Raw genomic sequence first — 25664 nt, forward strand, 5'->3', positions numbered from 1 at the left:
TCATTTCCTCCGTTCATATCTGGGATGCCGCTTGGCTAACGGGCACCTTGCATTTAACGCTGCGGGAAAAACCTTGCTGGAATCTGCGCAACCAGCCCGGCCGCGACGCCGAACTCCGCCGTGAGCAGATCACGGTGGTCGCCGGTCGCCTTGGCGATATTGCTGCGCCGCTCCGTTTTGCGGACAACGATACCGTTGTCGTAGGTGCGAACGCCACCGTCGGCATTTCGGCGTATGAACAGCTTGTCGTGATAGAGCCGCGCCAATGGATGCTCATCATCTCCGGCCTCGACCAGCCGATGATGCTCCCGAAATGTCTCGAAACCGCAATCGAACTCGTCGATCCGGAACACCGCATGAAACCTGCATTGCGGCGGCTGCCAGCGGATCGTCCCGTCGGTGTCGGCCCACACCTTGAGCGGTCCGGCTCCCGCCGTGCTTCGCTCGCTGGACAGCAACGCCAAGGGCTCCTCGGCCAGAAAGGTCGGATCCACGAGATAGCGCTGCTCGCCGATCCGAACGATTACGCTGCCATGAAACGAGTTCGAGCCGCCGGTCCCCAGCACTCGCTCCGTGGCAAAGCCAAGCGTTCGCAGCAAGACCAGCAACGCCTCTGAATTCGCAAAGCATACGTCGCTAATCCCGTATGCAAGCCACCGCCGAAAATAGCTCGACGCTGGAAACCCCGTGATGGGACCGTTGCTCAGTTCAACGGAGCGGAGAGAAAGCGCAATCGTATCCCACCCAGTGCCGTGACACCAAGCGCGAAACAATCGTCTCAGGCCCTCGAGCGTAACGGGCACCGGCCTCTCCACTCCGAGACGGCTCAGGACCTGTTCGCACAGCTGGTCCGAGATGGGCGGCGATTCTGATGACACGGTTTCCTCCGTTGTTTCTGACGTCACGCTCCGTTGAGACATGCGCCACCTCCCAAGCGTCGCATCTCCCAAGCGTCGTATCGCGATTGCCGCACACGACAAAAGCGCAACCATTGCGCTTTTGTCGTCTGCATCCGCACGCGCTTCTATCCATCATCTCCAATCAATCGCAGTCGTCTAACCGCGATCAGTCGCTGTTATCATACGTGGCGTTCAGCGCGTGAGACATCTCGATTGCGCGTGTATTGTATGCTTCCCGGTTTCTGGCACAACATTGCGAAGTTGTCCCGTCGAACGTCTCGCGCGTGCATCAGGAGCGATATCCATGAAGACTCTTGTGATCGACAACTATGATTCCTTTACCTACAACCTCGTGCATATTCTCGCGGAGATATCTGACGAGCTTCCGATGGTCGTGAAGAACGACGAGGTGACGTGGGAGCAGCTGCGCAGGCACCACTTCGACAACATCGTCATATCGCCTGGCCCGGGACGACCTGATCGCAAGGCGGACTTCGGAGTCTCGAGAGACGCGATCTTGTTCTCGGACGTACCTTTGCTCGGGGTCTGCCTCGGTCATCAGGGAATCGCCGCACTGGCGGGCGGAACGATCATGCGGGCGCCGACGCCGTATCATGGACGGACTTCCGAGATCCATCACACAGGAACCGACCCCCTATTTTACGGGATGCCCGTTCCCTTCAAGGCGGCACGATATCATTCATTGCTTGCAGCGCGCCCGCTGCCGCCGGCGCTTCTTGAGACCGCCTGGACCCAGGACGGACTGATCATGGGCCTGGCTCACCGGGACAGGCCGCAATGGGGTGTTCAATTTCATCCCGAATCCATCATCACCGACTCCGGTCGCCACCTTCTGGAAAACTTCAAAGAATTGACGCGCGAGCACATGCGGAGCCGTCGGCGAGGAAGACGCGTGTGCAACAACACGTACTGCAATTCGACGGACGAACGGACGGGCCGGCGGACCTTCTGGCGTCAGCTACCGGCGCGTGTCGACGCCGAGGCCGCATTTGTCGCCTTGTTCGCAGACTCTCCGACCGCCTTCTGGCTCGATAGCAGTCTGGTCGAGCAGGGACGGTCCCGCTGGTCTTATCTTGGCGACGCATCCGGACCGAATGCTGCGGTGGTTCAGTATCGATGCAAGGACAAATCGCTGACGATCTCCGATCGGAATGGCTCGCGAACCGACACAATGAATATTTTCGACTACCTCGACCACACGCTGACCGAGCCGCCGTCCCCTCCTCCACCCTGCCCATTCGTCGGTGGCTATGTCGGCTGGTTCGGTTATGAGCTGCGCCACGAATGCGGATCGCCTACGGGGCGAACGGCGACGACCCCCGACGCATTCTTCATTCGTGCCGATCGCTTCATTGCCGTCGACCACGAGACCAACGTCAGTTATCTGGTCTCGATCGACGATTCCGGCGAGGCCGAACGCGCGGAACAATGGATCTCGGAAACCTTCGATCGGATCAGCGATCTGGCCCCGCTTCCGCAACCATCCTGCCCGAAAACGCTGAGCGAACCGCTGGAATTCATCTTGAACCACGATCGCCAGACCTATCTTTCCGACATTAACCAGTGTCTTGCCTGGATCGGCGAAGGAGAGACCTATCAGGTTTGCCTGACGAACGAGGTGCGCTGTCGGTCGAACCTGGATTCATTGTCTCTGTACCGAACGATGCGTCGCATCAACCCGGCGCCCTATGCCGCGTTCCTGAAATGGCCCGGCGGTGCCGTGCTTAGCGCGTCTCCGGAACGCTTCCTGACGGTCGACCCCGAGGGGTCGGTGGAAACGAAGCCGATCAAGGGGACCATCGGCCGCCTCAAGGATAGCGCGCGGGACACCGAACTCGCCGAACAACTGCGCCAGAGCAAGAAGGACCAGGCAGAAAACGTGATGATAGTCGATCTACTTCGGAACGACTTATCACGGGTTTGCGAACCAGGCTCGGTCGTCGTACCGAAACTCTGCGCCGTCGAGAGTTACGCGACCGTGCATCAGCTCGTCAGCACGGTTCGCGGTGTGCTGCGCCCCGGCCTTTCCGTCATCGAGCTGATCCGCGCCAGCTTCCCTGGCGGATCCATGACCGGCGCACCGAAAATACGGACGATGGAGCTGATCGACGCGCTGGAACAACGTCCAAGAGGGATCTACTCCGGCGCCCTTGGTTGGATCGGCGAGAACGGTTCGACGGATCTGAGCATCGTGATCCGGACCATCGTCGCCGAGAATAACCAGCTTTCGATGGGCGTCGGGGGCGGCATCGTCGCGCTATCGACCCCCGAAAGCGAATTCGCCGAGATGCTGCTCAAAGCGAAGGCGTCCTTGATGTCCATCATTGCAGCCAGCGGAGGTGAGTTCGAGGAGCCGCTGCTTCACACCCTCGTTGAACCGCAGCGCATCAAGGCCGCCAGTTGACGTTTCATAGCATTAGTAACGTCGCCGCGCATGCCGCCACGCGTCCGGGCGTAACATGGCTGCGGCGCATGATCAGCGCTCCTGAATTGGTACCGCAATGACCCAACCTCCCATTGCCGCCGAGCGGCTTGTGAAACTCTACCAGGGCCGCCCGGCCGTCGACGGCATCAGCTTCACGCTGCCGGCCGATTCGCTCACCGGCCTTCTGGGCGGCAACGGCGCAGGAAAAACCACCACCATAGCCATGATCATGGGCCTTCTCACGCCCACGTCCGGCGAGGTACACGTCCTAGGAGCCGATATGCAGCGCGAGCGATTCCGCGCGCTGAAGCACATGAACTTCGTCAGCCCCTATATCGACTTGCCCATGCGGCTCACCGTTCGTCAGAACCTCATGGTGTTCGGCCGCCTCTATTGCGTCGACGACCTCGCCGATCGGATCGGCGTGTTGGCCCAGGAGTTCGACATTCACGACCTGCTCGATCGACCGACAGGCAGACTATCCTCCGGGCAGAAGACACGGGTATCGCTAGCCAAGGCCCTCATCAATCAGCCGAAGGTGTTGCTGCTCGACGAACCGACGGCCTCGCTCGATCCCGACACCGCCGACTGGGTACGCGCAAGGCTGGAACGGTACCGCTCGGAGTCCGGCGCAACCATCCTGCTCGCATCTCACAACATGAACGAGGTCGAGCGCCTTTGCGAGCGCGTCATCATCATGAAGAAAGGTCAGATCGAGGATGACGGGACGCCGGCCCGGCTGCTGCAGCGCTACGGCCGCCTGACGCTCGAAGAGGTCTTCCTCGATGTTGCCCGCGGCAGTTCGGGCATACGTGAACCCGTCCTTTGACCGAGAGACAGCCATGAGAGACAGCATGCAAACCGCCCTCTCCGATTACACCGATTCCTTGCGCCGGATCTCCGCGATGGTCGGTCGGTACTCCTACGTCATGCGCGGATCGTGGCCACGATTGGCCGAACTGGTGTACTGGCCGGCCGTCAATATGTTGATGTGGGGCTTCGTCCAGACCTACATCGGCCAAAAGGCCGGGTACTTCGCTCAGGCCGGCGGAACGTTCATAGGCGCGATGCTGTTGTGGGACATCCTGTTTCGCGGGCAACTCGGCTTCTCCATCTCATTCCTAGAGGAGACGTGGTCCCGCAATCTTGCCAATCTGCTGATCAGCCCGCTCAGGCCGGTCGAGCTCGCCATCGCCATGATGATCATGAGTCTCATCCGGCTTGCCATCGGCATCGTGCCGGTCAGCATCGTCGCGAACGTCTTCTTTGGCTTCAACGTCTATGGAATGGGGATCGCGCTGGCGGCATTTTTCATGAATCTTATCCTGACCGGGTGGGCGGTCGGCATCCTTGTGTCCGGCGCCATCCTGCGCAACGGCCTCGGCGCGGAAAGTCTTGCCTGGACCGTCATGACCCTGTTCATGCCATTGGCATGCGTCTTCTATCCCGTGGCGGTATTGCCCGCCTGGCTCCAGATTGTGGCCTGGATGCTACCGCCGACATATGTTTTCGAAGGCATGCGGGCGCTGCTGATTGACCATCAGTTTCGCGCCGACCTTATGATCGAGGCCTTCGCGCTGAACCTGGTTCTGTTCATCGCCGGGGCAACGGGATTTGCGAAGTTGATGGACGCAGCCCGACGCAACGGTACGCTGCTGCAGACCGGGGAATGACGCCAGCAATTCCGGCGACCTATTCCTGCCGCGCCGCCGGCGTCGCGAGAAGCACCGGCCTGCCGCAATCGGGATGCAGATAGCCGCAACGCTGCATCATGGATGCATGAACGGCGCAGATCTCCTCAATCTGCTTCCCGGACAGAACCTCACGCCATTGCCCGGCGCGGCCTTCTCGAAAAAATTGCTGGGAGCTTTCCGGCCGCTCGATGAAGCCGGACGCGACTTCCTGCTTTTGCAGCACGGCGAACGACGACTTGGCAATGGCCCGCTGCAACTGCCCATCGCTTGGCGCCAACCGCAGAAACCGCGCAAGCCCTGCAAAGCTCTGCTGCGGATCCTCCAGCATATCCTCGTAACGCATCATATAGACGGGGCGATCGGTGAGACTGAGCCAACTCGCGACACTCTGGCTCCAGCTGCCGAGCACTTCATAAACCCTTTGCACATGCGGCCGCCACCTCATGTCCCGGGTCGCCATTTGTCGGATCGCGTCTTCGATCGATAGCGCGGAATGGTGCGACATCGAGATGACCACGTCCAACGGATTTCGTACGACCAAAATCGCCGCCAGCATGACGTCGAGGTTGATCGTCGGATAGAGATGATCGTTGCAGAACTGCAGATGCGTCTTGACGAACACCGGCTCTCTTTTGATGCCCGCTAACCAGCGATGAACTTCTGGCCGCGCTTTCGCAATCTCCACTTCCGTCGCCTCCGCAGCGCGTTTTCCGAGCTTTTGCTCGAAGAACGCAACCGCGTTTTCGCGCAGCGAATGCTGGTACAAATGATTGATGTCCTGGACGCCCTCGACGTCGCCAGACAATTCCCTGAGCAAATTGTGGAGGAAGACCCGCACCCAGGTGTTGCCGGACTTTGGATAGGAGGCAACCCAGACGATATTTGCTGCCGGTCCTGGCTCTTTCCCTGGAGCTACATTCATGACGCCACCTTCGTTCAGCGCTGCTGATGCTGATATCAGTCGACCTGCATCGACCGCGGCCATGTGTCTGCAACGCCTTCGCGATCATCTGGGCGCGATCAACAGTGAGAGCAAGACAAGTATAGATAGCGCCGTCGCCGGCGGAAAGCGTTCACTCGCTCCGCCCCCCGCGCGACTCCAACAGAGCATTGACCCTTGAAACGCGACCCGGCCAGGCAGACCACGATCTCATCGCCTCCGCGGTAGCAGAACCATCAACGCGCGTTTACAATGGGCGGTGCCAATTCCCGGAAACGCTGCGAGCCGGTGTTCGCCATGAAGGAAACGCTGAAGTTCGATCGATTGATGCAGACCGCGCAGCGACGGACGAGACTGAGCGGCCTGGGCGTCGGCGGCGCGATCGTGATGGAGGGATGGCAACACCTCATTGAATCCGTGAATCATTCGCGACGCTACGATGCCCGCGGTGTGGAAATGTTGAGAGAGGAATTCTCTATACGCCTCGCCGCGGAGCTTCAGCTGGAGCGGGACCTCGCGCAATTTCCGAAGATCAAAGACGTTCCAATCATCGGCCCGGTCTTCATCGTAAACTTCGGCCGAGCCGGCAGCACATTTCTGCACAATCTCATGGCTCAGGACCAGCGCGCCCACGCGCCGGCGCTTTGGGAGCTGTGGAGCCCGAGCCCACCACCGGGTCGCGACAAGACGGATTGCGATGCACGCATTCAGGCTGCACGCGAGCGCATCGAATTGGTGGAAAAATGGACGCCGGAGGTCCTGAAGATACACCCACTGGTCGCAGATCAGCCCGATGAATGTCATTGGATCGTGAGCCATGGAACTCACTATGCCCTCCAGCACGTCGCGCTGCCTTACTGGGAATGGCTCAAGGGGTTGAAAGCAGACCAGCAGCACGAGCTGATGGCGCGATACCGACTACAAATTCAGCGGCTTCAATTATTTCGCCGGGGCCGATATTGGCTCAGCAAATCGATGTCGCACCTGCACGCTCTGCCGGCCCTGCTCCATACCTTCCCGCATGCGACAATCATTTGCCTGCACAGAGATCCGCTTTGCGCGGTGCCATCCCTGTGCAGCTTGTACCAGAGGGTCGGCTCGGGCTTCGTCCATGGGGGCGCCGATGCCGAACTCGGCGAGCTGGCCCTGGACGTATTCATCAACGGAATGAACCGGCTGATGGCGACCGAACAATCCTGCCAGACCGCCCGATTTCTACACGTGCGGTTTGACGATCTCGTCGCAAATCCGGTTCGAACCGTGCGCCGAATTGCCGAAGCCATGCGCCATGAATATACGCAGGACTGGAACGATCGCTGCCAGGCCTATCTGGCACGTAACAATACCGCGCCGCGTTACCGGCACAACTACGCGCTCGACCGCTTCGGACTGACGGAAGAGCGCGTCAACACGCGTGCAGCAGCCTATCGACGCTGGCTCGACCGATTGTGTCCTGCAGAATGATCACTCATCGTCAGCGCATGTAGATCGTCAGCAACGCGCGGCCACTTCATCGGCCGCCATGTGTTGGCCCATCGATCGGGACTCGATATCCTTCGCGCACGGCGACACTCGTGTCATGAGATAGAACGCCGCTTCTCACGGTCAACTTCATGAGGCTGACGATGGCGAAGACGCTGACTCAAGTTCAAATTGAGCGATACAAGCAGACCGGTTGCATCTATCCGATCAGGGTCCTGTCGGACGACGACGTGAACCAATATCGCACCCAGCTCGACGGTCTACAGGCACTCAACGCTGCAGGCGGCAGGCAGTCCATCCCGCACAAGCCGTACCTGCAACTGACGTGGCTGGCGGAGCTGGTGCGCAATCCACGAATTCTCGATGCCGTCGAAGACCTGATCGGCGAGGACATCCTATGCTGGAACGCCAATTTCTTCATCAAGGAAGGCCGAACGCCCGCGCACGTGACGTGGCATCAGGATTCCACCTATTTCGGGCTGAGCAGCACCGACGTCGTCACTGCCTGGATCGCTCTTACTGATAGCGTCCAAGCGAATGGCGCCATGCAGTTCATTCCGGGATCGCACGTCCTGGACCAGCTGCCTCATCGGGAGACGCTTGGCGCCGACAACCTTCTGTCACGCGGACAGGAAATCATGGTCGATGTCGACAAGGCAAAAAGCGACACGATATCTCTGAAGGCCGGCGAGATGTCCCTGCATCACTGCCGGCTCGTCCATAATTCGCCGCCCAACGCGTCCGAGCACAGGCGGGTCGGCTTCGCCGTTCGATATATACCGACCAGCATCAAGCAGACGCTCGGCGAAGACAGCGCGACCCTGGTGCGGGGACAGGATCGATATCACCATTTCAACCTGGAACCCCGACCAGCCCGCGACTTCGATCCTGACGTTTCCGAGAGCTACCGAAAGGTCATGGCGAACAACGCCAAGGCACTCTACCGAGCACCCGCCGCCGGCCGAGACGTTTCGGGCGGTGAGCGCTAGCGCGATGGGATGGCACTCGACCGCGCAAATGCGCAATCGCTGCGTTTTTGTGCAACGAGAAGTCGGATCGCTACAGATCCGACTTGGTGACCATTCGAGTGGATTGCACTCCGCCTCTATCGGAGTTGCGCAACGAGGAAAGCGGCGAGGCGCCACCAATACACTCGCTGAGCGTGCCGTCGCCAAAAAACAGAGAGGTCCTCCATTGGGAATAGCGCGTCGCATTCTCGTTACAGGTGCAAGCCGGGGGATCGGCCGTGCCATCGCGGCGCGGCTGGCCGCCGACGGATTTTCGGTCACCGTGCACTGCCGTCAGCGCGTTGAGGACGCAGAAGCCGTCGTCGATATCATTCGCGCTAGCGGCGGTACTGCGGATCTCCTTTGCTTCGATATTGGCGACCGCACGGCAGCTTCTACAGCCTTGTCCGCGAACATTGAGCGCAATGGTGCCTACTACGGCGTCGTCACCAACGCCGGCTTCATCCGGGACAGAGGCTTTCCCGCGCTGACGGCTGACGACTGGGACGATGTCATCTCGGCCAATCTGGGCGGCTTCTTCAACGTCCTGCATCCGCTCATCATGCCGATGATACGATTGAGGCAGGGGGGACGGATCGTCACGTTGAGTTCCGTTTCCGGCATTCTCGGGATCCGTGGCCAGGTCAACTACAGCGCTGCCAAGGCAGGCATCATTGGCGCCACCAAGGCTCTGGCTGCCGAGCTTGCCACACGCGCCATTACGGTAAATTGCGTTGCCCCCGGTCCGATCGATACCGAGGCGCTCAAGGATGCCGATCTCGACGAACTCGTCAAATCTGTTCCTATGAAGCGGATTGGACATCCAGCTGAGGTCGCCGCGCTCGTCGCATTCCTGGTTTCAGATGCAGCCTCCTACATCACGAGGCAGGTGATCGGCGTGAATGGCGGGATGATCTGACGCCACCATCATGTGGCGCAGTCCACGGCGCGCATGACGGCATCTTCATCGCAACCAAGAATATCCCGCGCATCTCGGACATTCATCGACATCAGCTTTCGCCTCTTCGCGACGTTGACGCGCTTTCGAGAGAGAGCGATCCTGCGTCTATCGACGCCACCTCAGATCACATCGTGCGCCGAAGTGACGAGCCGTCACAGCTTTCGGAACAGGGTTATGGGGCTTCACTTGAAGACGACAGCAGCGATATTTACCCGGTCTCCGGCCGCCTTTGTCCGAGCTCACCTGCATGCGCTCAACAGCGGACAGTGCAGCCTGCTCATTCCCGATCAGGACCACGAGCTTCTCGGCGAAGCAGCCCGACATTGCGATCAGGTTACGGTCTATACAGATCATCCGGATGACCCGGCACTGGCCGGTTACGGGAGGATTTCAGTTGCCGATCTCCCAACGCATCGATCCATTCCGGCTGAGACGGCCCCAGATACGCTGGTCGCCGTGCTCTTCACTTCAGGGTCCACCGGGCACGCTCAGCTCGTTCCCAAGACTTTCCAGAACTTTGCTGGTGAGGCGAGGTCGCTCGACAGGTTGTTTCGAAGGACAGGAGAGCAGGCTCGAATCCTGACTACGCTGCCATTCGAGCACATGTACGGATACATGTACGGCTTCTTCTGGCCCCGGCTTCTTGGGCTGGAGGCGCCAACGAGCCGCATCACACTGCCCGCCGTTCTGGCGAAGGAACTACAGCAATCCGACCTTCCGATCTGGCTGATAACCACGCCGCTTCATCTTAACGCTTTCGCCGAGACGGGGCTTCGTACGGAAAAGGTCGCAAGAGTGTTCTCCGCGACGAGCCCACTGAGCCCCTCATTGGCGGCACAAGCCAAGCAGTGCTTCGGCGTTGCGGTGACCGACATCTACGGCAGCACAGAGACCGGCACCATCGCATCACGGCAGGTGCCCGGTGAGTCCGACCTCTGGGAATGCATCCCGGGGCGATTGCTGACCCAGTGTGCGGATGGCCGCGCCCAACTGGACTGCGTCGATCTTTCCAGGCCTGAATTGCTCAATGACGTTCTTGAGTTATCATCGCCGCGGCAATTCCGGGTGCTGGGCCGATCGGCCGACCTGGTAAAGGTCGCCGGAAAGCGGACCTCGTTGGGCGCCCTCAACGCCGCGCTGCTCAGCGCGCCCGGCGTTCGCGACGGCTGCTTCTGGGTACCGGATCACCACGAAGACACCGACGTGGTGCGGCTCGTTGCATTTGTCGCCCTCCGCGCCGGCGCCACGAAAGATGTGGTGATCGCGCACCTGCGGACGCACATCTATCCGCTGTTCTTGCCGCGGCCACTTCTCATCGTCGACAATCTCCCCCGGGATGCGGTCGGCAAGCTGCCCCGGGAATCGCTCCGAGAACTCTACACGACGTGCACATCGCAAGGATCAATTGCAGCCATGAGCGTCGATTAGACCCGAATGCCGCGAAGTCCTGGACACATGCTATCGCGCAAACCACTTTCGGATTCAAAAGCAAAGCAGGAGCTGCAGATGATCGAGAGGCACGAAGGCGCATCAAACGAGAACGGATCCCGTCACATGGCACTATCCGACGCGCTGAAGCGGATACTGATCCAGCGTCTCTCGTTGCGGATCGATCCGGATCAGATCACCAATGACGCACCGCTTTTCGAGACCGGGCTCGGGCTGGATTCCGTAGATGCGCTGGAAATCGCAGTTGCTGTCGAGACCGAATTCGGTGTGCCGGTGACGGAAGCCGACATCGCTGAGCTTCACTCGATCAGCAGACTTGCCGACTTCATCATCAAGCGGCAGCCGGAGCAGGGGACGTTCAATGCTTGAGACCTATACAGCGGCCCGCACGGCCGTCGCCCTGTTCGACAACGCCGCTGATGCACGAATTCGCGTCTCGGGTCCCGATTGGCGCAAGCTGAACGATTTCGTCTCCGTCGACCTCGATGCCCTGCATCCGTTCCACGGCCTGGTTGGCCTCGTCATCCAGCCTGACGCAACTCTCATCGCCGTAGCATCTATCTTCAAGGGTGATGGCGAATTCCTGCTTATCGGCGAAGCAGAGCGCGCCGAGGCGCTGCTCACACACCTCACCGGTTGCCTTGCCGACAGCAACGTGACGATCGAGGACCTGCGCGGGTCGCATGGCTACCTGTCGGTCATTGGCCCGCTCGCCCAGGACGTTACCGTCGAGGCAGCCGGCGAAGATATTCTGGGATTGTCGTTCCTGAGCTTCGAGAACAACCGGAGGCTCGGCTGCGAACTGTTCCGCGCGGGCTTTACGGGGGAATACGAATATCGCTTCCTGGTACCGAACGCCGGAGCCGGCGAACTGCGGCGAAGGCTCGAGGCGGCCGGACAGGCCGTGGGGATGATTGCCGGCGATCCAGCCGCCCTCCCCCTCATGTTCCTGGAGGTGCGGACGCTGATCCACCGCGACATCACGGCGGGCGCCAATGTCCTCGAAGCCGGCCTTCACTGGATGGTCAACTTCCGCAAGAAGAACCTGATCGGCGGCCCCGTTCTCGAGCAACTGAAGTCTTCTATTCAGCGGCGATCGGTCATGATCGAGTTGGCCGACGCCGGCGCGGCGCGAGATGGCGACCCGCTCTCAATCGAGGGCGAGAAGGTCGGCATCATCGCCCGGGTCGAGCATTCGCCGACACGTAACGCCGACATCAGCCTTGCCTATGTCGATGCGGACCTCGGCTGGGTCGGCGTCTCGTACGATGTCATTGGCGGAGAGCGAAGGACGATCGCGCGGGCAGTCGCGGCGCCGATGGTGATCACAAGAAGCACATACACCAGCTGAGCGGAGGTCATCATGGACCAGTTTGCCACCGGATCACGCCTGCCGATCGCATCCTCTCCGGCAGTGGCAGTCGTCTTCCCGGGCCAGGGGACCGAGTTCACCGGCATGGCCGAAGACTATCTTCAGTCCTTCGGTCTCGTGCGCGAACTATTCCAGATGGCGAGCGACCGGCTGGACACCGACTTGCGCCAGCTTATGGCCAAGGGCCCCCCGAATGCGCTGGCGGAAGCGCGCGTCGCCCAGCCGGTGGTCTTCACGATGAGCGTCGCCATCTCTTCGCTTCTGGCGGAACGCGGCTTCGCCCCGTCGCTGGTTGCCGGGCACAGCATGGGTCAATTCACGGCGATTACCGTAGCCGGGTCGATCGACTTCGCCTCCGCGCTCGCATTGATCGTCGAACGCGGCCAATTGATGCAGAGAAACAATGAAGCCGTGAACGGCGGCATGATGGCGATAGATGTCGTCGCGCGGAACGTCGTTGAAGCGGCAATCGCCGAGATTGGCGCCGATGTCTGGATCTCGAACTTCAATGCTTCCTCGCAAAGCGTGGTCTCGGGATTGAAGCCCGCCCTCTGGCAATTGAAAAAGGTGCTCGACCAACAGGGCGCGCTTTGCCGCTGGCTCAACGTTCCCGGGCCCGCGCACTCGCCGCTCATGTCGATGGCGGCCTCGGGACTGGCTCCGAGAATCGCGGCAACCACGTTCCGAGATCCGAAGATACCGCTGCTCGCCAGCTCGTCCGCCGCGCCGATCTGCTCCGCGGCGGCCGTACGTGCCGAGCTGAGCGAGCACATGCTATCGCCGGTCAATTGGGCTAAGTGTGTCACGACCATCGCGGAGCACGGCTGTGACATCATGATCGAGGCCGGCCCCGGCCGCACGTTGAAAGGTCTGGCTCTCCGCAATCAGTCGCCGCTCCGCTGCCTTACCACGTCCACCGTCGCGGATTTCGATACCGCGTGCCATGCCGTCGAGGAAATGACGGGAAGCGTATTGCAATGACTGGAACACCAACCATCGCCAGGGAGGCCGCTGGCATCCGCGAGGAGACTGCCTTGAGGGAGGCCGCCCCGCGGATCGCCGTGGTCGACCGCGCCGGGAATAGGCAAACGCTATCGGGTGCAGCCATGGGCGTTCGTATCGCGGACGTCGTCAGCATCGACGAAAGTCCCACCGATATCGATCTCGCCTATGCAACCGAGGTTGACTGGCAGCAGGGCTATCGCCTCAATCCGGATTCCAGGCTCGTCCTGCTTGGCGTCAAGCGCATCCTGAAGCGGATTTCTGCTGCGGGCGGCGACAGCAATGACGGCTTCGACAAATCTCGCGCCGCTCTTGTGATCGGGAGCGCCTTCGGCTCGCTCTGTAGCTATGAGGCTTTCTTCGAAAGCGTGAAGAGAAAGAGGGTAGAGCCCCTTACCTATACCTACGCGATGCCATCGACCGCGACCGCGGCTGCCAGCATCTGCTTTCAACTGCTCGGACCGACCGTCACCGTGTCCGGCGAGGATGAAGTCGGGATCGCAGCGGTCAACAACAGCGTCACGATGCTGGCGGTCGGCCGCTGTGATCTGGCGATTGCAGGATGTTGGCACGTACCATCACAAACAACGCGGAAGGAAAGGCTGCCCGAGCGTGCTCAACTGTTAGTGTTGGCGCTACAGCGAGGCGCGGCTGCCGACAACGGCTTGACACTCTCGACCTGGAAGACCGGCGCCGATCTTCCCTTCCCCGTCACCGGAAATCGGCGAAGCTGCGTCGAGATCCTCAGTGATTGGATCGTGGCGAACCAGCAGAGCTTTGCCAACGCCAAGTTTATGCCGGGGAGCCAGCCATGAATGACGAGGAATGGTTGACCAACCGTGCCATCGTGCACCGACTCCGCGTCCGCTATGCGGAGACCGACAAGGCCGGGATAGTCTACCACGCCAACTTCCTGATCTGGTTTCACGAAGCGAGGGACGCAGCGTTCCGTGCGTGGGCGGAGGACGCGACGCGCAAACGCTACAAATGGTCCGGGCATTTTCAGGACATCGTCGCGCGCGGACGTGCCATCGGCAGCGACAGTCTCGAAGAAGCCGGCTATCGATTCCTCGTCGTCGACACTTCATGCCACCATGTCTCGCCCGCCCGTTACGGCGACGAGCTCGACATAATGGTAGTCCCACGCAGGACGAACGTCGCCAAGTTGATGTTCGGCTACAAGGTGCGCAACGCCAAAACGGGGCGCCGTCTCGCTGAGGGAAACACCGCGTCGGTGATCATCAACCCCGCCGGGCAGATGTTGGTGCGAATGCCGGCGGAGTTCGCCTGGATATTTGGCGAGTTCCCGGCAGACTCAGAACCAGCCGCAAGGGCGTACGCAACATGACATGGATCGAACTTCCGGCAGCCAGGCAGCATGGCTGGGCCTGGCGCTCCGGACGAATTCCCGAATAACGACAAGGTGGAGCGTCTCAATGACCAAGATAACCAGAAGCGAGGCGGAGCGCATCGTCAAGCATCGGGCCGCGCTCATGCATCATTTGAAACAAACGCTGATCTATCGCCTGCCATTGCGGTTGAAGGCGGATGAGATCGCCGACGATACGGCCTTGTTCGGGACCGGATTAGGCCTCGATTCCGTTGATGCCCTCGCAATCGCGGTGGCGATCGAGCGTGAATTCGAGGTCACCATAGCCGATGAGGATTTCTTCACCAGCTTTCGTTCCCTCAACCTGATCGTCGACTTTCTTCTGCGAGCGCAGGACGAGCGTACCCTGCAGGAACAGGAAAAGGTTGCCTAAACACGGCATATGCAATGTCTCATCAACAGGATCGACCAACGATCGTCGTTACCGGCATCGGCACGGTTACCGGATTCGGCTACGGCGTCGACGCGCTCAGGAATGGTTTGCTGGCAGGCCATAGCTGCGTCCGGCCTCAGCAACTCTTTGCCGAGCTCGACGGCGAAGCCAGCCTCTCCGGTCATATCGCGGATGCGCCGGAAGACGCGCCGGCGCGCGCCAATCACTTCATAAGAGCCGCGGTCGATGAGGCCTTGCGCGCGGCGTTGCTGCCATTGCCTCTGGCCGAGCTCTCCGTCTTTGTCGCATCGATCCACGGCAACATCGATACCTGGTGGCGAGCGCACATGAGTGGCGCCCCGACCGAGCCAGGTCTCTGGCAACTCGGGGCCGATATCTGGCCGTCCGTCGCCGAACGGACGAATGTTACCACGATCAGCACCGGGTGCACCTCCTCCGCGATGGCCATCGGACAGGCGCTCGATCATCTTCGCGCAGGTCTCGGGTCTGTCGCTGTGGTCGCCGCAACGGAAGCGCTAACGCCCTTCCTGCTGGAGGGCCTCAAGGCGCTACGTGTTCTTGGCAAAAAAGGTTGTCGCCCGTTCGACGCCAAACGGGATGGATTTGTGGCTGGCGAAGGCGCTGCGGTGCTGGTCCTCGAAAGCCTGGTTCACGCGGAAAAGCGCGGCGCGAAACCGATTGCCGAGATCGCCGGGTTTGGCGCGTCGGCAGATGGGACGTCCTTCAGCGCGCCGGATTCAGCAGGTCGGGGTGTGGCGCGCGCCCTGGAGCTGGCGCTGTCCGATGCCAGGCTCGAGGCCCTGCCCGACAGCATCAATCCCCATGGATCGGGGACCAAACTGAACGACCAGGTCGAGTGCATGGCGATGGATCGGGTTTTTGGCGCCGGCGCTCGAGGTCGGATTGCGATTACCAGCTCCAAGCCGGCGATCGGCCATCTCTGCGGTGCTGCCGGCGCCATCGAAGTCATCTGCTCGATCCTGGGCATGCAGCATGATCTCGTGCCCCCCATCCTCAATCTCGACCAGCCTGACCGTCACTTCGATAACTTCGACTTCGTGATGGGAGCGCCGCGCGCCCTGCGGCAGAACGCCGTGATCTCGATGAACAGCGCGTTGGGCGGCACCAACAGCGCGGTGGTGATACGGCGGATGCGGAGTTGAGCACGGCAGCCCATCATGTGTCAGATCAACGTCAGTCCTGGGCATTCTCCCGGATGTAAGCCCATAATTGCTCGATCTCGATCGTTTCCAGCGTTCCGCGCCAGGGCGGCATCTGCGTGCCCTTGCCGTCCAATACGGAGATTTCGAAGCGATCGCGCTCGTTGCCGTTCAGTGTGCGCAAATCGAAGGAGATTCCTGCATTTTGCAGGCGCTCTCCGTGGCATTGCGCGCAGTGCGCGTCGTAAAGGCGTCGACCATTCTCGCTCGCAAGACCGTGCTGCGCGAATGCAACCGAGCTGATGATCGCAGGGAGCGCGACGATGGCGATTAAGCAAGAACGGTTCATGTGATCTCGCTCCGCAGGACGCTTCACCGGATCGTCGGACGCTGTCGAATGTAACATGCAACGGTCGGGATTAGACAAGGCAAGTGGCATTGCCCGGATGGGTCTCGACAAAACTGGAGGAATGCCGTGTTTCGCTTCATCGCAGCTCTCATCACGCTACCCCTTTGTGCTCTTGCAGTCGGCGGCCCCGCCCAAGCTATCGATTTCAAGCCGGTGACCTCGGAAACACTTGCCGACCCGGATCCGGCTGATTGGTTGATGATCAACCGTACCTATGACGAACAGCGATTTAGCCCGCTCAACCAAATCAACCGCAGCAATGTCGGCGAGTTGCGCGTGGCCTGGGTGCGTGGTCTTCCACAGGGCACGCAGGAATCGACCCCGCTCGTTCATCAAGGTGTGATCTATCTCATCGCACCCGGTGGCGGCGTTCAGGCACTTGACGGCAGCAATGGCGACCTAATCTGGGAGTATTGGCGGACTTACCCAAAGGACATGCTGAAGACAATTCCCCCGGCATCGTTCTCTCGGTCGAAGAATCTCGCGATATTCGAGGATCTCATCTATTTCGCCGCGCCCGACGGCTATCTCGTCGCGCTCGATGCCCGCTCCGGAAAAGTCCGATGGGAGACAAAGGCGCACGACTACGCCGACGGCACCGAGCACACCGGCGGTCTGATGGTGGCGGATGGCAAGCTGATCAGCAACCGGGCCTGCAGGATTCGCGCCGGCTGCTTCCTCGCGGCACACGATGCCGGATCAGGCAAGGAACTGTGGAGGTTCTACACCACGCCGGCGTCCGAAGAGCCGGGCGCCGACAGCTGGGGCAATCTGCCGGACCAGCAGCGCGTTGCATCGTCCTGGGGCCTCCCGGGGTCCTACGATCCGAAACGGAGGATCACGTATTGGGCGATCGCCAACCCCACCCCCTACACTCGGCTCAAACGGCACGGCAGCACCGACGCGGTGTCCTTCACGGCACCGTCAGAGCTCTACAGCAATTCAACAGTCGCTCTCGACGTCGATACGGGCAAACTCAGCTGGTACTACCAGCATCTGCCCGGCGACGATTGGGACTCCGATCATATTCACGAACGGACATTGCTACGCACCAAGGTGTCGCCCGATCCAAAGTTCGTGAAGTGGATCAATCCCACTTTACCAAAGGGCGAGGAGCACGATGTCGTCGTCGAGGTCGCGGAAGCCGGAGATATCTTTGTGCTCGATCGCGAGAGCGGCCGGTTTCTGTGGGCGCAGCCATTTCCGCTCGATATGCCACACCACACATTGCAGTCGATCGACGTCGCGACCGGCCGCACCCAAATCAATGTCGACGCCATGTTGGGCAAGGACGGTGATCGCAGCATCATTTGCTCGTTCAATACGCGAAGTTGGTGGGCGACAAGTTACGACCCCGGCCGCAATGCACTTTACGTCCCGTTTCAGGACGCTTGCCTCGACATGACGGCCAACAACAAGTCACCGACGGGAGCGGGACCGCGCACGGGCATCAGGCGGCCCGGCGTCGACGAAAACGCTTATGCCGGGATCATGAAGATCGATCTTGCGACCGGCGAAATGACTCGGATTCTCTCGCAAGCCTGGCCAGGCAATGGATCAGCGCTTGCAACCGGCGGCGATCTCCTGTTCTGGGGCGATCTCAACCGCCGCTTGCACGCGATCGATTCCGACAGCGGCAAGGTTCTCTGGGAGATACCGCTCGGCGGGATGATCGTTGCGAGCACGATCAGCTACGCGATCGACGGCAAACAGTACATTGCCGTACTTACGGGAGATGGCCTGACCGGGACCGCGAACGTCCTTGCCGACGTTCCCAAGTTGAAAACGGTTCGCGGCCATAGCGCCATCTATGTCTTCGCACTGCCTGACAAAGGATGACAAGGGCCGGGAGCCAGAGAACGCCAAATTTTCCGGTCGGACGATGGAGCGCACATTCAGCCTTGTCGCCTGCCCCGCTCAGCCGGCATCATTCACACCATGCGCACTGCCGTCATCCTCGCCATGGCGGGCCAAGACCCATTCAACCACGCGGGCCGCGGCCATCTCAGGGGTCTCGTTCCGGCCATCGATGAGAATGTCGGGAGCCTGCGGCGCTTCATAGGGGCTGCCTATCCCGGTGAAGTTGGCAATGCCACCGGCCAGCGCCTTGGCATAGAGGCCCTTCGGATCGCGCCGGATACATTCCTTGAGCGGGACGTCGACAAATATCTCGACGAATTCTCCGGGGAGGAGTTGCCCTCGGACCATTTCACGTTCGGCGCGGAACGGCGAGATGAAGCAACTCAGCACCACGAGGCCCGCCTCGGCCAGCAGCTTGGCGATCTCGCCGGCGCGGCGAATATTCTCCACGCGATCCGCGTCGGTGAAACCAAGATCGCGGTTGACGCCATGGCGGATATTGTCGCCGTCGAGCAGCATGGTGTGGATACCTGCCTCGTGCAGCGCCTTCTCGACAAGATTGGCAATGGTCGATTTTCCGGAGCCGGAGAGCCCGGTGAACCACAACACACAGGGGGCCTGTTTCATCAACGAGGCCCGCGCCGTCTTGTCGACCAGATGTGCATGACGGCGGATGTTGGAGGCGCGGCGCAGCCCGAATGCGATCATGCCGGCGCCCGCCGTTGCGTTACTGAGCCGATCGATCAAAATGAACGCGCCGGTCCGCGGATTGTCCATGTAGGCGTCAAAGGCCACCGGGCTTGCGACCGAGAGATTGCACAAGCCAATCTCGTTGAGGTCGAGCGTCCGCCCCGGTCTCTGCGCCAGCGTATTGATATCGATCTTGTGCTTGAGCGTCGTCACCTGCGCCGGCAGCGTCCGGGTCCCGATCTTGAGAAGATAGGAGCGGCCCGGCAACAGCGGCTTCTCGTCCAGCCATAGCAGGTGGGCGCTGAACTGATCGGCAACCTCTGGCCGGGCGGCTGGCGCCACCAGAAGATCGCCGCGACCAATATCGATCTCGTCCTTGAGGGTGAGCGTCACCGCGTCGCCGGCGGTCGCACGGGGAAGATCCCTGTCGAAGGTAACGATGCGCTCAACCCGGCTGGATCGGCCCGAGGCCGCCACCACCACCTCGTCTCCGACCGCGATCCGCCCCGAGGCCACTGTCCCGGCGTAACCGCGGAAATCCGCGTTGGGACGGCTCACCCGTTGTACCGGAAAGCGAAGCGGTAGCTGCCGTTCGTTCTGCGCAGCATCTACGGTTTCGAGGTGTCGCAGGAGCGAAGGGCCCCTGTACCATGGCGTCCGCGCCGACGCCGCGACGACATTGTCGCCATAACGCGCCGAGATTGGAATCGGCACCACCGCGCTGAAATCAAGTGCCGCCGCGAAACGGTGATAATCCGCTATGATGCGGCGGAACATTTCGTCGGCATCGGATACCAGGTCAATCTTGTTGACGGCCAGAACGATCGAGCGGATGCCAAGCAGCGAGCAGATGTAGCTGTGACGCATGGTCTGCGTCAGAATGCCCTTGCGCATGTCGACCAGCACCACGGCGAGGTCGGCAGTAGAGGCCCCTGTCGCCATGTTGCGCGTGTACTGCTCGTGCCCGGGCGTATCGGCGACGATGAAACTGCGCCGGGGCGTAGCGAAATAGCGATAAGCGACATCTATGGTGATGCCCTGCTCCCGCTCAGCCTCGAGACCGTCAACCAGCAGCGCAAGGTCGGCCTCCTCGCCGAGGGTACCGTGCCGGACACTGTCGCGCACCACTGCCGCCATCTGGTCGTCTTCGACCAGCTGGGAATCACAGAGCAGCCGGCCGATCAGGGTCGACTTGCCGTCATCAACCGATCCGCAGGTCAGAAAGCGGAGCAGGCTCTTTTCGGCCTTGACCGCCGGCGGCGGCGACACTGCACGGACATCGAGGGTGTCTTCCATCAAAAGTAGCCCTCGCGCTTCTTGCGCTCCATCGACTTGCTCTCGCAATGGTCGATCAGGCGACCCTGGCGCTCAGAGGTGGTCGAGGCCAGCATTTCGTCGATGATTTCGTCGACGTTGGTCGCCTCGGACTCGATCGCACCGCTGAGCGGGTAGCAGCCGAGCGTGCGGAAGCGAATCATGCGCGTCTCCGGCCTCTCGCCCGAGTCGAGCGGAAGCCGCTCGTCGTCGACCATGATGAGCGCGCCGGAGCGGTGCACGACCGGGCGAGGCCTGGCAAAATACAGCGGCACCACGGGAATGGATTCGGACGCAATGTAGGTCCAGACGTCGGTCTCGGTCCAGTTTGACAGCGGAAACACCCGAACCGACTCGCCATCGTGGATCGCTGTGTTGAACAGATTCCAAAGCTCGGGCCGCTGCCGCCGGGGATCCCAGACATGCTGCTTGCTGCGGAATGAGAACACCCTCTCCTTGGCGCGGCTTTTCTCCTCGTCACGGCGCGCGCCGCCGATCGCGGCATCGAAGCCATGGGCGTCTAGCGCCTGCTTCAGCCCCTCGGTCTTCATCACTTCGGTATGCAGTGCGGCCGAGGGGCCAAACGGACTAATGCCACGGGCAATCCCATCCCGGTTGACGTGGACAAGAAGATCGAGACCCAACTCGCGGGCCATGATGTCGCGGAAACTGATCATCTCCCTGAATTTCCACGTCGTGTCGACATGCAAAAGCGGAAACGGGATCTTCGCCGGAAAGAATGCCTTGCGCGCCAAATGCAGCATGACGCCGGAATCCTTGCCGATCGAATATAGCATGACCGGCTTGCGAAACTCGGCGGCTACCTCGCGCAGGATCTCGATCGATTCCGCTTCCAGCCATCGCAGGTGCGGCATCAATTGAGGATGCTGTCCGTCGTCTCGACGTACGGCATAGCGGCGGATCGCCGCGACCAGCGAAGTTTCCACGCCGCCTGCCGGCGCGGATTCACGATACTGCACGGGATCTGAGCACCCATGAACAATCATTTGATGACTCGAATGTCAGGTCGAGCGCAGCATCTCTCTGGTCGACAGGGATCAAGCAAACCTCATTCTCTGCCTGCGCTCAACGAGAATTTGCCGCGCCGCGATTCCGCGAGACGATCCACTTGAGTCCTTGAAGATTCACTGGAATTCGTTGCGGGAAAAGCGCAACGTTTTCGCAAACACGATCCGATGTCGTGTCATCGCATCGCTCGTCCCGGCCCTCACGCGATCTAGCTATTGGTCTGGACGCGGCCTCCTTACGAAGAGCGCCGCCGTGCCGCAGGCCACGCAAAGCATACAGCATGCGATCAGGACCGCAGCATAGCTTCCGATCGGCTCCACACTGGCCGCAAAGGGCAACGGACCGACGGCTGCACCGGCAACGCCGAAGACGAAGGACGTACCCTTGATGGCGCCGAGATGATCGCGGCCCAGAGATGCCGACGCAGGCGGGCTCGCCCCCCTAGGTAACAACAGGAAGAACGATGCGCGCGAGCCCGGCGGTTTCTCAATTTTCAGGACTCACAACCGTGCACGTACCAGCCGCATCTCAACCTCATGCTTCGCGTCTGGCGTGAGAGGCGCTCCTCAGCTCCGCGACAGAGACACTCTGGTCCGGCCAACCAGCGACAACCCGGAATTCTGGCGCTGCTCTTCATCTTTCTGTTCACCGTCACGCTTAACTGGTTCCCCGTTTCGGAAATCGTCGCCTGAGAGATTGTGCTCACTAGGCCTAGCCAGGGCAATACTACTAGGTCTTTGCGGTCGACGACGGCAGAGGAAAGTTGGGCCATGTCGCCATTCTTGCTACCGGAGTACAGGTTCCTCTCTGGCAAAGCACGCAATTTCGGTTTGTGCGAAATCTCACTTGCTCCGTCGGGCAGAACAGTGGTTCATAGGATGCTGGCTCTAACCGCAGCAAGAGGAACCAGCGCAGTGACGGATGACGTAGAAATATCCCCTGAGTTGTCAAAAATCGCGAAGCTCAATGGGGACTTCCGAAGGAACTACGGCCCACTACTCGGCGCATTTCTCTACCTGCGTTCAATTAATGCCGCCCGTGGCCGCTCCTGGTTTTGGGCTGGCTTACTTTCGGTCGCTTGCTCAGCGGCTCTGGGATGGCTCGCGAAGCACGGCTTCTCCTGTTTAGCCTCCTGGTGATTGCACGAACAAGCGCGTCAGCCGTTTTGAAGCAAGTGATTGGGGTGCTCGCGTGCTGCTTCTGAGAACCTGATGGTTCTCTTTACCGCGCCACCGGTCGGCAACAGCACGCCATCGAGCACGTCCTTGTTATGCTCAGACAGCCTAACGGCCGCAACCCACCCCGCAGGCACGTGCGCATCACATTGAATGGTCCAATGCGGAGAATGAGTTGCTTCTTTTTCTGCTGTCCAGCGCGCAGCTCTGACCGAGACACAAGTGGCGCCATCGATTCGTAACGAATCTGTCCAGCCTCCCGTGCTCGTGTGGCACCGTGCCCGTCTAACGGCAGCTCCAATGCGAGACGCGAGCTGCGTCTTTTGATCAGACCAAAGAGGACGCGAATCCAGATACTCGTAGTTCCGATTCGGAGCGAAGCCGAGCAAGCGATAAAGGTTTCGCATGCTCCCGAAGTGGTTTGACACGTCGCCACACATGGCAGGCCGGACGTCCGATCAATTATCCCGATGCTCATCGCCCCTCCTTGAGCAAGGCTTTGTGCAAGCGGACAAGCATCTCTCCTTCAGTGAGGTCAACACGGCGCCCCTCAATGAACGTGGTAACTTTCGTGAAGACCTCTCGGGCAACTATTAGTTCAAGACTGCCCTCAGCCCTAATCCACTGTTCAGGGGGATTGTACGTTTGACGCAACTTCCATGATCGCCGATTGAAAACCAAATTCCTGATGTAACTCTCATCTATAAGAATGGCGCCGACCATTACGCGTGTCCACGGCTTCCCAGTGCGGGTTCGCACCTTCTTTTTGTTTGGCTCCCAAGCGACGACCGTTTCACACTTCACTTCCAGCAACCGATCAAAAATCCATCCGACGATACCAAGCTCCTTTGGAGGGCCGGGACGCACTCGGATGTGATCCGTGGTGAGATACTTGCCCTCCCCTTGCTTGAGTACTCCCTTCGCGGAGTCTGCCTAGAGGTCCATGAAGTAGTTAATATACAGCGCGATCAAAGCAGGTTTATTGGCCACGGAGCATCCCGCATCAGAGCAGCGGAAACGTCGGTCCAGTTGAAGAAACCAAGGTGTCGCACGGATATCGAAGCGGCCGTTCCGCACCCGAGCGACACCAGGAAGACTCCAAGTAGGATCCAGGCGTAGGTGACGAGACTGACGTGCGCTCTCACGTGAGAGATTTTTCAGGCTCTGCCAAGCAGCTTGGCACCGCAGCGCACCCAAAACATCAACGGGAAAATTTGCCGCAAGTCTTCACACGCGCACCGCCACAGATTTGACTGAAAGTTGTAATTGCTATATCGCTCTACCTCAACTGCTATAAGAAAAAGTTCGTTACCGGGAACGCTACGGGAATGCTTATGGTGCAGCTTACCTATCGTGAAAGCGAATGCTTGGAATGGGCAGCGAAGGGAAAATCATCGTGGGACATTAGTGTTATACTTGAGATAAGCGAAAATACCGTCAATTTTCATCTCAAGAACGCGATGAAAAAACTGGGAACGAATCGGAGGAGCGTTGCTCTCATAAGAGCGATTGAACTCAAGCTCATAGCTTCGACGCCCGCGTGAAATAAGGCTCGCATCGTATTCGGATAATATCGTCGTGGTTGATGCGCGTCAGTCGTTCCGCGCGGCACCCGCCGAGAGTCGACCATCAAGTTTCAGCCGAGCAAAGAAAAACGCTGTCAGTAAGGTCATCGCACTGACCGCGATCAACGGGAGCATCGGCGGCCCTTCTCGCAGCACGGACGCGACTACTGGTGAACGTGAAGAGACCTCCAGTAGCGTTGCACCGAAACCGATCCCCAAAGCGAACGAAACTTGCTGAGCCACGCTTGCGAAAGTTGCCGAGGCAGTCAGCACATGGGGTTTCAGCCCGATATAAGCCGCGGAATTGAGGCAGGTGTACTGAATTGAACGAACCGCACCGGCGAAGGCGAACAATACGGCGATTGCAGGTGCTGAAGCGGTGGGAAGGACCGAGAGCGCAGCCAGGATGGAACACGTGGCGATGGAGTTGAGCAACATGAGCCTTGCAAAACCGAAATATCCGATTGCCCAATGCGCTGCTGCTCTTGCTGCGAGCGTACCGAAGGTTCCGCACATCAACAGAAGGCCAGTATCCAGGGCGCTAAATCCCAGACTGTTCTGAAGGAAGATGGGCATCATAAACATCGTGGCCCCGACGCCGGCGACGAATACGGCGCCCCCTGCCGTTGTAATTCGAAACGTGCGAGCGTCCAATGTAGCGAAATCGAGAATGGCGACGCCCCCCCGCCTACCTGTCGCACGCTTGTAGTGGGCCATAGCAAGCATGCCGCCAGCCGCGAGCCCCATTGAGACAAAAATGGGAAGAACGTTTCTGCCAATGCTCAAGAGTCCGAACAATAAGGCACCAAGCGCAAGTCCGACTTGAACGAATCCCAGAAGATCGAAAGCCGGCCGGCCGTCCTCCTTGTAGTTCGGAACATAGCGCCCAGCTAAGAGAATTGCCGCCAGGCCGGTCGGGACATTAACCAAAAATATTGAGGACCAGGACAAATACGTGACGAGATATCCGCTCAGCGGCGCACCGATGATCCCTCCGAGGAGCGACGGAGTCGTGAACCAGATCATTGACCTGACTAACGAACCGGGCGCGGCCTCCTTGACAACAACCAACCGTGCTACAGGCACCATGAATGCGCCACCGACGCCCTGAATACAGCGAGACAGGGTCAGTTCCGCGAAATTGGAAGAAACTGCGCAGCAAATGGATCCGACGATAAAGATGCCGACTGCGATCTGGAAGATGATCCTGGTTCCGAACCGGTCCGCAGCCCAGCCGCTCGCTGGCATGAAGATAGTCGCGCAGACCCAATAGGCCGTGACGGCAAGGCTTAGCAGAGTCGGATCCACCTGGAGGGACGCGCTCATGCCGGGAATCGCAGTGTTGAGCAGCGCCAGATCGATCTCTTGCATGAAGAGCGAGCTCGCCATCAATGCAGGTACGACTACCGATTCCAAGCTTCGTGGC

General features: G+C 60.1%; 22 protein-coding genes. 16 read left to right on the plus strand and 6 right to left on the minus strand.

Annotated elements, in window-relative coordinates; all coding sequences use genetic code 11:
- Nucleotides 1–53 precede the first annotated feature (53 nt).
- Nucleotides 54–608 carry a hypothetical protein gene (locus IVA88_RS16110; RefSeq protein WP_247498215.1) on the minus strand — a complete coding sequence of 185 codons (555 nt, stop codon included), beginning with the start codon at nucleotides 606–608 and terminating at the stop codon, nucleotides 54–56.
- Nucleotides 609–1203: 595 nt separating this feature from the next.
- Between IVA88_RS16110 and pabB the strand changes: the two genes are divergently transcribed.
- The 3 genes from pabB to IVA88_RS16125 all read left to right on the plus strand — a co-directional run bounded on the left by pabB (nucleotide 1204) and on the right by IVA88_RS16125 (nucleotide 5018).
- Entirely contained in the window at nucleotides 1204–3324 is a 2121-nt protein-coding gene (pabB, locus tag IVA88_RS16115; RefSeq protein WP_247498216.1) for an aminodeoxychorismate synthase component I, read from the plus strand.
- A gap of 97 nt (nucleotides 3325–3421) precedes the next feature.
- Nucleotides 3422–4174, plus strand: coding sequence for an ABC transporter ATP-binding protein (locus IVA88_RS16120; protein ID WP_247498217.1), 753 nt, complete (start codon nucleotides 3422–3424; stop codon nucleotides 4172–4174).
- Nucleotides 4175–4199: 25 nt separating this feature from the next.
- Entirely contained in the window at nucleotides 4200–5018 is an 819-nt protein-coding gene (locus IVA88_RS16125; RefSeq protein ID WP_247498218.1) for an ABC transporter permease, read from the plus strand.
- Between the two features lie 19 nt (nucleotides 5019–5037).
- Here IVA88_RS16125 and IVA88_RS16130 read toward each other — a convergent pair whose 3' ends face one another.
- The gene (locus tag IVA88_RS16130) at nucleotides 5038–6024 is read right to left on the minus strand and encodes a sulfotransferase domain-containing protein (protein WP_247498219.1); all 987 of its coding nucleotides are present in this window, start codon (nucleotides 6022–6024) and stop codon (nucleotides 5038–5040) included.
- Nucleotides 6025–6276: 252 nt separating this feature from the next.
- On the opposite strand from IVA88_RS16130, the gene IVA88_RS16135 reads away from it, so the two are divergent.
- From IVA88_RS16135 to IVA88_RS16185, 11 genes are all read left to right on the plus strand, one after another.
- Nucleotides 6277–7443, plus strand: coding sequence for a sulfotransferase (locus tag IVA88_RS16135; RefSeq protein ID WP_247498220.1), 1167 nt, complete (start codon nucleotides 6277–6279; stop codon nucleotides 7441–7443).
- 161 nt (nucleotides 7444–7604) lie between these two features.
- The gene (locus IVA88_RS16140; RefSeq protein ID WP_247498221.1) at nucleotides 7605–8450 is read left to right on the plus strand and encodes a phytanoyl-CoA dioxygenase family protein; all 846 of its coding nucleotides are present in this window, start codon (nucleotides 7605–7607) and stop codon (nucleotides 8448–8450) included.
- 205 nt (nucleotides 8451–8655) lie between these two features.
- Complete coding sequence (locus tag IVA88_RS16145) at nucleotides 8656–9387, plus strand: 3-ketoacyl-ACP reductase FabG2 (RefSeq protein ID WP_249811254.1); 732 nt, start codon at nucleotides 8656–8658, stop codon at nucleotides 9385–9387.
- Between the two features lie 228 nt (nucleotides 9388–9615).
- Nucleotides 9616–10857 carry an AMP-binding protein gene (locus IVA88_RS16150; RefSeq protein WP_247498222.1) on the plus strand — a complete coding sequence of 414 codons (1242 nt, stop codon included), beginning with the start codon at nucleotides 9616–9618 and terminating at the stop codon, nucleotides 10855–10857.
- Between the two features lie 27 nt (nucleotides 10858–10884).
- A complete protein-coding gene (locus IVA88_RS16155) occupies nucleotides 10885–11247 on the plus strand; it encodes a phosphopantetheine-binding protein (RefSeq protein ID WP_247498223.1) in 363 nt (120 codons plus the stop codon).
- Nucleotides 11240–12229, plus strand: coding sequence for a glycine cleavage T C-terminal barrel domain-containing protein (locus IVA88_RS16160; protein WP_247498224.1), 990 nt, complete (start codon nucleotides 11240–11242; stop codon nucleotides 12227–12229). The genes IVA88_RS16155 and IVA88_RS16160 overlap by 8 nt, the downstream gene beginning before the upstream one ends.
- 12 nt (nucleotides 12230–12241) lie before the next feature.
- Complete coding sequence (locus IVA88_RS16165; RefSeq protein ID WP_247498225.1) at nucleotides 12242–13231, plus strand: ACP S-malonyltransferase; 990 nt, start codon at nucleotides 12242–12244, stop codon at nucleotides 13229–13231.
- A complete protein-coding gene (locus IVA88_RS16170) occupies nucleotides 13228–14067 on the plus strand; it encodes a beta-ketoacyl synthase N-terminal-like domain-containing protein (protein WP_247498226.1) in 840 nt (279 codons plus the stop codon). Before IVA88_RS16165 ends, IVA88_RS16170 begins: the two co-directional genes overlap by 4 nt.
- Nucleotides 14064–14600, plus strand: coding sequence for a thioesterase family protein (locus IVA88_RS16175; RefSeq protein WP_247498227.1), 537 nt, complete (start codon nucleotides 14064–14066; stop codon nucleotides 14598–14600). Before IVA88_RS16170 ends, IVA88_RS16175 begins: the two co-directional genes overlap by 4 nt.
- 88 nt (nucleotides 14601–14688) lie before the next feature.
- Nucleotides 14689–15015, plus strand: a complete 327-nt coding sequence (locus IVA88_RS16180; RefSeq protein ID WP_247498228.1) for a phosphopantetheine-binding protein — start codon at nucleotides 14689–14691, stop codon at nucleotides 15013–15015.
- Between the two features lie 14 nt (nucleotides 15016–15029).
- Nucleotides 15030–16199: a beta-ketoacyl-[acyl-carrier-protein] synthase family protein gene (locus IVA88_RS16185; protein WP_247498229.1), complete on the plus strand. Its 1170-nt coding sequence runs from the start codon at nucleotides 15030–15032 to the stop codon at nucleotides 16197–16199.
- Between the two features lie 31 nt (nucleotides 16200–16230).
- On the opposite strand, the gene IVA88_RS16190 is transcribed toward IVA88_RS16185, so the two are convergent.
- Nucleotides 16231–16602 carry a cytochrome c gene (locus IVA88_RS16190; protein WP_247498230.1) on the minus strand — a complete coding sequence of 124 codons (372 nt, stop codon included), beginning with the start codon at nucleotides 16600–16602 and terminating at the stop codon, nucleotides 16231–16233.
- Nucleotides 16603–16671: 69 nt separating this feature from the next.
- Here IVA88_RS16190 and IVA88_RS16195 point away from each other — a divergent pair, with 69 nt between their 5' ends.
- On the plus strand, nucleotides 16672–18444 hold the full coding sequence (locus tag IVA88_RS16195; protein WP_247498231.1) for a PQQ-binding-like beta-propeller repeat protein: 1773 nt from the start codon (nucleotides 16672–16674) through the stop codon (nucleotides 18442–18444).
- Nucleotides 18445–18522: 78 nt separating this feature from the next.
- Here IVA88_RS16195 and cysN read toward each other — a convergent pair whose 3' ends face one another.
- Together cysN and cysD are read right to left on the minus strand one after the other, a co-directional pair.
- Nucleotides 18523–20451: a sulfate adenylyltransferase subunit CysN gene (cysN, locus tag IVA88_RS16200; protein ID WP_247498232.1), complete on the minus strand. Its 1929-nt coding sequence runs from the start codon at nucleotides 20449–20451 to the stop codon at nucleotides 18523–18525.
- Nucleotides 20451–21344, minus strand: a complete 894-nt coding sequence (gene cysD, locus IVA88_RS16205; protein ID WP_247498430.1) for a sulfate adenylyltransferase subunit CysD — start codon at nucleotides 21342–21344, stop codon at nucleotides 20451–20453. The genes cysN and cysD overlap by 1 nt, the downstream gene beginning before the upstream one ends.
- 2663 nt (nucleotides 21345–24007) lie before the next feature.
- Between cysD and IVA88_RS16210 the strand changes: the two genes are divergently transcribed.
- Nucleotides 24008–24217 (plus strand): helix-turn-helix transcriptional regulator, encoded by a 210-nt coding sequence (locus tag IVA88_RS16210; protein WP_276577896.1) that lies wholly within the window; start codon nucleotides 24008–24010, stop codon nucleotides 24215–24217.
- A 48-nt stretch (nucleotides 24218–24265) separates the two neighbouring features.
- Here the strand turns inward: IVA88_RS16210 and IVA88_RS16215 are convergent, their stop codons facing one another.
- Nucleotides 24266–25609 carry an MFS transporter gene (locus IVA88_RS16215; RefSeq protein WP_247498233.1) on the minus strand — a complete coding sequence of 448 codons (1344 nt, stop codon included), beginning with the start codon at nucleotides 25607–25609 and terminating at the stop codon, nucleotides 24266–24268.
- Between the last annotated feature and the right edge of the window lie 55 nt (nucleotides 25610–25664).

It is taken from the genome of Bradyrhizobium sp. 149, assembly GCF_023073915.1.
GTDB lineage: Bacteria > Pseudomonadota > Alphaproteobacteria > Rhizobiales > Xanthobacteraceae > Bradyrhizobium.